At 57.1% G+C, this 6,715-nt stretch carries 7 protein-coding genes and 1 pseudogene; 3 read left to right on the plus strand and 5 right to left on the minus strand.

Annotated features, from left to right (window positions below):
• Positions 1-127: 127 nt before the first annotated feature.
• Positions 128-277, minus strand: a pseudogene (locus WFM46_RS22215) (cyclopropane-fatty-acyl-phospholipid synthase); the annotation flags it as partial.
• A 280-nt stretch (positions 278-557) separates the two neighbouring features.
• Positions 558-1,754: a purine nucleoside transporter PunC gene (gene punC / locus WFM46_RS22220; protein WP_336998568.1), complete on the minus strand. Its 1,197-nt coding sequence runs from the start codon at positions 1,752-1,754 to the stop codon at positions 558-560.
• A gap of 115 nt (positions 1,755-1,869) precedes the next feature.
• Between punC and punR the strand changes: the two genes are divergently transcribed.
• Positions 1,870-2,793, plus strand: a complete 924-nt coding sequence (gene punR / locus WFM46_RS22225) for a DNA-binding transcriptional activator PunR (RefSeq protein WP_103179355.1) — start codon at positions 1,870-1,872, stop codon at positions 2,791-2,793.
• A gap of 5 nt (positions 2,794-2,798) precedes the next feature.
• On the opposite strand, the gene purR is transcribed toward punR, so the two are convergent.
• On the minus strand, positions 2,799-3,824 hold the full coding sequence (gene purR / locus WFM46_RS22230; RefSeq protein WP_103179356.1) for an HTH-type transcriptional repressor PurR: 1,026 nt from the start codon (positions 3,822-3,824) through the stop codon (positions 2,799-2,801).
• A gap of 296 nt (positions 3,825-4,120) precedes the next feature.
• Between purR and cydH the strand changes: the two genes are divergently transcribed.
• Positions 4,121-4,210, plus strand: a complete 90-nt coding sequence (cydH, locus tag WFM46_RS22235) for a cytochrome bd-I oxidase subunit CydH (RefSeq protein WP_103179357.1) — start codon at positions 4,121-4,123, stop codon at positions 4,208-4,210.
• A 164-nt stretch (positions 4,211-4,374) separates the two neighbouring features.
• Positions 4,375-5,541 (plus strand): MFS transporter, encoded by a 1,167-nt coding sequence (locus tag WFM46_RS22240; protein WP_103179358.1) that lies wholly within the window; start codon positions 4,375-4,377, stop codon positions 5,539-5,541.
• Positions 5,542-5,579: 38 nt separating this feature from the next.
• Here the strand turns inward: WFM46_RS22240 and sodB are convergent, their stop codons facing one another.
• Together sodB and WFM46_RS22250 are read right to left on the minus strand one after the other, a co-directional pair.
• A complete protein-coding gene (gene sodB / locus WFM46_RS22245) occupies positions 5,580-6,161 on the minus strand; it encodes a superoxide dismutase [Fe] (RefSeq protein ID WP_103179359.1) in 582 nt (193 codons plus the stop codon).
• A 122-nt stretch (positions 6,162-6,283) separates the two neighbouring features.
• The coding region (locus WFM46_RS22250; protein ID WP_336998569.1) for a C40 family peptidase at positions 6,284-6,715 on the minus strand (432 nt) is incomplete at its 5' end.

The raw sequence follows: 6,715 nt of genomic DNA on the forward strand, positions 1-6,715 counted from the left end.
CTGTTACATTACCACTACACACCTACCCCGTGCTCTTGACACTCTCCCATTCCCTTAGCCTACACTCCGTCCTTCACACCTCTCTCTCCTCTTTTTACATTTTTTTTTTTTTTTAATAATCCGGCCCGACGCGTTTAAAAAAATCGGGGTGTTTAACTTGTAGATCGGAGGATGCCGGGCCGTTGATGGTGATACCCGCGCGGCTCAGCAATTCATTGACTATCCGGAACCAGTCATCATTCCGGATGCTGACTTCTTCTATACACGATGAACTCATAGCTTCTCCATCACCTGATGTGATCAGAACCCATAAACAGCGTAGACGCTCTTTATGGAGAGTGAGAAATTTCACGGTGCAACCCGTGAGGCTAATATCCGACGTAGAACAGAGGAAGGGAGAGGACCCTTGCCGAAAGGCCATCCATGGTAAAACGGGAGCAATCCGGCTCCCGTTAACACTTAATAATTTTAGTATTTATCAGAAAGCTTTAGCCAGTATAGGACTGATATCCTGGTGATTCAACAGGATATTGTTAGCACGCTAATTATTTATCCTGTCAGGCGTGCGAAGATTCTGCCTGCGGGCTCTCATCCTGCTGGCCCACAGGGAGATACTGCATCCGATAGCCAAGCGCGGCCAGCACGACGGTCGCCACCATCACGCTGGTGGTGGTCAGCAACGGGGTGGCAATCAGCCAGGAGACCAGCAGGCTCGCGAGGAAACAGAGTCCCAGCTGCAGGGTGTTCTGCAGTGCCGCCGCGCTGCCGGTTGCCTGCGGGAAGGGACGCAGCGCCTGCGCTACCACGATAGGGTAGATGGCGCCGTTCGCCACTGCCATCAGGCAGAAGGGGGCCAGCAGCGCCGCCAGGCTGACGCCCGGAATAAACCCGATCGCCCAGGTACCGATCACGCTGAGGGCAAACAGGCCCAGCAGCCACGGCAGCATCTGGTGACCCGGCCATTTTTGCAGGGCGGCGCGGCAGCCGTAACCCCCAATCAGGAAGGCGATAGTCTGCGGCACATAGCTCAGGCCGATCGCCGCCGGGCTGTAGCCCATATCGCTGAGGATAAACGGCGAGCCGGTCAGCCAGGCGAAGAAGCTGGCGGAACAGGCGGCGTAGATCAGTACGTTACCGCGGTAGATCCGGGAGCGAAGCAGGGTGAAGAAGATCACGCGGGAGGTTGGCTGCGCCTCTTTTACCGTCACTGGCTTCAGGAAAAAGGCCGGGATCATCAGCACCAGGGTAATGGCAAACAGCACCGCAAAAATGGCCTGCCAGCTGAAATGGGCGAGGATCCAGCTGCCGAGCAGCGGTGCCAGCGCTGGCGACAAGACAACCAGCGGCATGATGGTGGCGAAAATGCGGTTGGTTCGCGATGCCGGGTAGTAATCGGTCACCAGCGCCTGCCAGGTCACCGCCGCGGCGCAGACCCCCACCGCCTGGATAAAGCGTAGCACCAGCAGCCAGGTGGCGTCGCGTACCCACAGCATACCGAGGCAGCCGAATGCAAAGATGGCTAAGCCGGCCAGCAGTACCGGCTTGCGTCCGAAGCGGTCAGACATCGGTCCCCAGAGCAGCTGCGCGAAGGCAAAACCGGCCAGGAAGAGGCTCAGGCTGGCGCTGATGGCGGCAGCCGGGGTTTGCAGATCCGCCTGCATGATGGCGAACGCAGGCAGGTACATATCGGTGGCGAGGAAGCCCAGCACGCTCAGGCCGCCGAGCCAGACTAAAAATCCTTTCCCGGGTTGCATGGTTTTATTGTCCTTATGGATGCAGGTTTAGGTAGCCGCTGAGTGTAGGCAGTGCAATCCCGCTTGTGAAACGCTAATATTTGGCGGTTGCATTCAAATTTTTTGCAGGCAGAAAATGTGGTCAGAATATTCCCTTGAAGTGGTGGATGCCGTCGCGCGTAACGGCAGTTTCAGCGGCGCGGCACAGGAGCTACATCGTGTCCCGTCAGCCATCAGCTATACGGTGCGTCAACTTGAGGAGTGGCTGGCGGTGCCGCTATTTGAACGGCGACACCGTGATGTGGAGCTGACGCCTGCCGGGCTGTGGTTTCTGAAGGAGGGGCGTTCTGTTATCAAAAAAATGCAGATCACCCGCGAACAGTGTCAGCAGATTGCCAACGGCTGGCGCGGGCATATCTCCATTGCGGTGGATAACATCGTTCGTCCCGAGCGCACCCGCCAGATGATCGTCGACTTTTATCGCCACTTCGCTGACGTTGAGCTGCGCGTCTCCCAAGAGGTCTTTAACGGTGTCTGGGATGCGCTGGCGGATGGCAGGGTGGAGATGGCGATCGGCGCGACCCAGGCGATACCGGTGGGGGGGCGCTACGCGTTTCGCGATATGGGGATGCTGAGCTGGGTCTGCGTGGTGGCCAGCCACCATCCGCTGGCCGCGCTTCCCGGCCCGCTCAGCGATGATACCCTGCGCAACTGGCCGTCGCTGGTGCGGGAAGATACCTCCCGCTCGCTGCCGAAACGGATCACCTGGCTGCTGGATAACCAGCGGCGGATCGTCACCCCGGACTGGGAATCCTCTGCGACCTGCCTGTCGGCCGGGCTGTGCGTGGGGATGGTGCCGGTCCATTTTGCCCGGCCCTGGATAGACAGTGGCAAATGGGTGGAGCTGACGCTGGAAAACCCCTTCCCGGATGCGGCCTGCTGCCTCACCTGGCAACAAAACGACATGTCACCGGCGCTGGCGTGGCTGCTGGATTATCTGGGGGACAGTGAAACGATGAACAGGGAGTGGTTGCGGGAGCCAGAGGTACTGGCTCCCTAAGCGGATCAACGGCGGTAGTCGCGGAACGGGCCATCGGCGACGGAGCGGCGTTCGATCAAACGCGGATGCACTTCAATGGACTGCGACTCTTCACGTTTATTGACGATACGGTCGAGCAGCATGTTAAAGGCGGTCTCGCCCAGCGAATCTTTTGGCTGGTGGATGGTGGTCAGCGCCGGGGTGAAGAAACGGGCGTTGCGCACGTTATCATACCCGATCAGCGAAACGTCCTGCGGAACGCGCAGGCCCATCTCGTCAGCGGCACACAGAGCACCCATCGCCATAACATCGCCGCCGCAGAAAATAGCGGTCGGACGCGGCGTCTGGGAGAGGATCTGCTGCATGGCGCGATAGCCGGACTCCGGTTCAAAGTCGCCCTGGACGATCCAGTTTTCCGGCACCGTGATTAAGGCTTCTTCCATCGCTTTCATAAAACCGGCCAGACGACCGGCGCCGGTGTTGCGCTCCAGCGCGCCCGGGATGACGCCGATATCGCGATGCCCGCGTTCGATCAGATAACGTCCGGCCATGTAGCCACCTTCAAAGGCGTTATCAATGACCGAGTCGGTGAAGTCCGCTTTCGCTTCGCCCCAGTCCATCACCACCATCGGGATATTGCGATACTCTTCCAGCATCTTCAGCAGCGGCTCCGGGTATTCCGAGCACATTACCAGCAGGCCGTCGACGCGCTTTTGCGCCATCATCGACAGATAGGCCCGCTGCTTCTCCAGGCTGTTCCAGGCGTTGCCGAGGATCAGGGTGTAACCTTTCTGGAAGCAGTTTTTCTCTACCGCTTCAATAATTTCTGCGAAGTAGGGGGCTTCGCTGCTGGTCGCCAGCAGGCCGATCGATTTGGTGTGGTTCACCTTCAGACTACGGGCGACGGCGCTCGGAGAATAGTGCAGCTCTTTGATCGCTGCCCAGACGTTGTTACGCGTCTCTTCCGCCACAAAGCGGGTTTTGTTAATAACATGTGATACGGTTGTAGTGGAAACGTTTGCGCGTTTCGCTACGTCTTTAATTGTTGCCATCAGATGTCACTCCAGACCATATCTTAAGCTCCTGAAAAGCCAATAGGTAAACGTTTGCCTTCACTCGCCCTAATTGCGCAATTTGAATTGCGGTACGCCGGGAAAACGACACAGGACGTCAGGAGGGGGTCAATGGCCGGTACGCTAATAAATTTAGCGTGGAATTTTGGCTGATCTTGACCAAAAGGGGAAGAGTAAAAATCGATATCAATCTAAATCCAGCAAGATTTTTACCCTGAACTGTGCAAAAATGAGCAAGCTCACTCTTCGTAGGGTGATTAAAAGGAGAAAAATTGATGAGTACCGATCTTAAGTTTTCGCTGATTACCACCGTTATTGTTCTGGGTCTGATCGTTGCCAGCGGTCTCACGGCTGCGCTGCACTGATATTTGCGAGGGAGCTAACGCTCCCTCGTCTCCCTTCTGCTATTGTTACGCGTCCGGCAAAAATCTTTTGCCAAATTGTTAACTTCTCATTTTTTGTGATTGATGTCATGCTTTCGCCTTCATTGTTCTGTGTCGCCTGACGACACGGTATCCGGAGTTGAAGTATGAAAATCAATTTTCCGCTGCTGGCCCTGGCCATTGGCGCATTTGGCATCGGCACCACCGAGTTTTCTCCAATGGGACTGCTACCGGTTATCGCCCGGGGTGTGGATGTCTCTATTCCCGCTGCGGGCATGTTAATCAGCGCCTACGCTATCGGCGTAATGGTAGGGGCACCGCTGATGACCTTGCTGCTTTCCCATCGCGGCCGTCGTAATGCGCTGATCTTCCTGATGGCGATCTTTACCGTCGGTAACGTGCTGTCGGCGCTCTCCCCGGATTACACCACCCTGATGCTGTCGCGTATTTTGACCAGCCTCAATCACGGCGCCTTCTTTGGCCTCGGGTCGGTGGTCGCCGCAAGCGTAGTGCCGAAGCATAAACAGGCCAGCGCCGTAGCAACCATGTTTATGGGTCTCACCATCGCCAATATTGGCGGCGTACCCGCCGCAACGTGGATGGGCGAAGCCATCGGCTGGCGGATGTCCTTCCTGGCGACGGCGCTTTTGGGCGTGGTCTCGATGGTCGCGCTCTTCTTCTCCCTCCCTGCGGGTGGCGCGGGCGAAAAGCCGGATGTGCGTAAAGAACTGGCGGTGCTGATGCGCCCGCAGGTGCTTTCCGCCTTACTGACCACGGTTCTCGGTGCTGGGGCAATGTTCACCCTCTACACCTACATTGCGCCCGTTCTGCATGACATTAACCAGGCGACGCCTGCTTTTGTTACCGCGATGCTGGTGCTGATTGGCGTCGGTTTCTCCCTCGGCAACTTCCTGGGAGGCAAGCTGGCGGACCGCTCCGTAAGCGGCACCCTGAAAGGCTTTCTACTGCTGCTGATCGCGATTATGGTGGCGATCCCGTGGCTGGCACGTAATGAAGTGGGGGCGGCGTTCGCGATGGTGGTATGGGGGATGGCGACCTTTGCGGTGGTACCGCCGCTGCAAATGCGTGTGATGCGGGTGGCAAGCGATGCGCCAGGGTTATCCTCTTCCGTCAATATCGGGGCGTTTAATCTGGGGAATGCGCTGGGTGCGGCGGCGGGTGGTGCGGTGATCTCCGGCGGGCTGGGGTACAGCTTTGTTCCGGTGATGGGGGCCATCATTGCCGCGCTGGGGCTTCTGCTGGTGCTAATGGCCGACAGAAAACAACCTGAACCGGTTTGTGCCGCCGAATAAGACCAAAACGCAGAAGGCCCGGCCTTCTGCGTTTTTCGTTATGCCGCGAAGTTCTTCGCAACAAATTCCCAGTTTACCAGCGCCCAGAAGTGCTCGAGGTAGTTCGGGCGCGCATTACGGTAATCGATGTAGTAAGCGTGTTCCCATACATCCACCGTTAACAGTGGGGTAGCGTTGCTGGTCAACGGCGTGCCCGCATTGGACGTGGAAACGATGGCCAGTTTCCCGTCCGCCTCTTTCACCAGCCAGGTCCAGCCCGCGCCAAAGTTTTTCACCGCGGCGTCGGTAAACTTCGCTTTAAATTCCGCAAAGCTACCAAAGGTGGCGATGATGGCGTCAGCCAGATCACCCGTCGGTTCACCACCGGCCTGAGGCGCCAGGCAGTGCCAGTAGAAGGTGTGGTTCCACACCTGCGCGGCGTTATTGAAGATGCCGCCCTCAGAACTACGCACGATCTCTTCCAGGGTTTTCCCTTCAAATGGGGTGCCGGCGATCAGGTTATTCAGGTTGGTGACATAGGTCTGGTGGTGTTTGCCGTAGTGATACTCCAGGGTTTCCGCAGAAATATGCGGGGCCAGAGCGTCTTTTGCATACGGTAATGCAGGTAATTCAAACGACATTGCTTCTCTCCTTATTATAGTGAACCATTCAATAACCATATTGAATGTAAGGATAGAGTAGCAAATTGAAAGACCCTACAAAAGAGGAACTTACCCCGCAGGCTTACCCACGGGGCAGGGGGTTAACGCAGCGTGCTGGGCTTCATCACGCGGCGAGCGCCAACGTAATGGCGCTGCCAGTACTCTTCGCTCAGGGAGGTGATCTGAATATCCTGGCCGGTACGCGGCGACTGAATAAATTTGCCGTTGCCAACGTAGACACCAACGTGATCGGCGGTGCCGCGACCCTGGGTGCGGAAGAACACCAGATCGCCGCTTTCGAGCTCACCGCGATCCACCGGGGAGGCGTCACGCAGATGGTACATTTCGTTGGCGGTACGCGGAATGCGGAACTTAACCAGATCTTTATAGGCGTAATAGACCAGGCCGCTGCAGTCGAAACCGGTACGCGGTGAGCTGCCGCCCCAGCGATACGGTTTACCAATCTGGCCCATTAGCTTATTTAGCGCCGTTTTCTGCGCTTTTTGCACCCGGACTTTATGCGCTTCGGCAAG

Source organism: Leclercia sp. M50 (assembly GCF_037150775.1).
In the GTDB taxonomy this organism is placed as follows: Bacteria; Pseudomonadota; Gammaproteobacteria; order Enterobacterales; family Enterobacteriaceae; genus Enterobacter.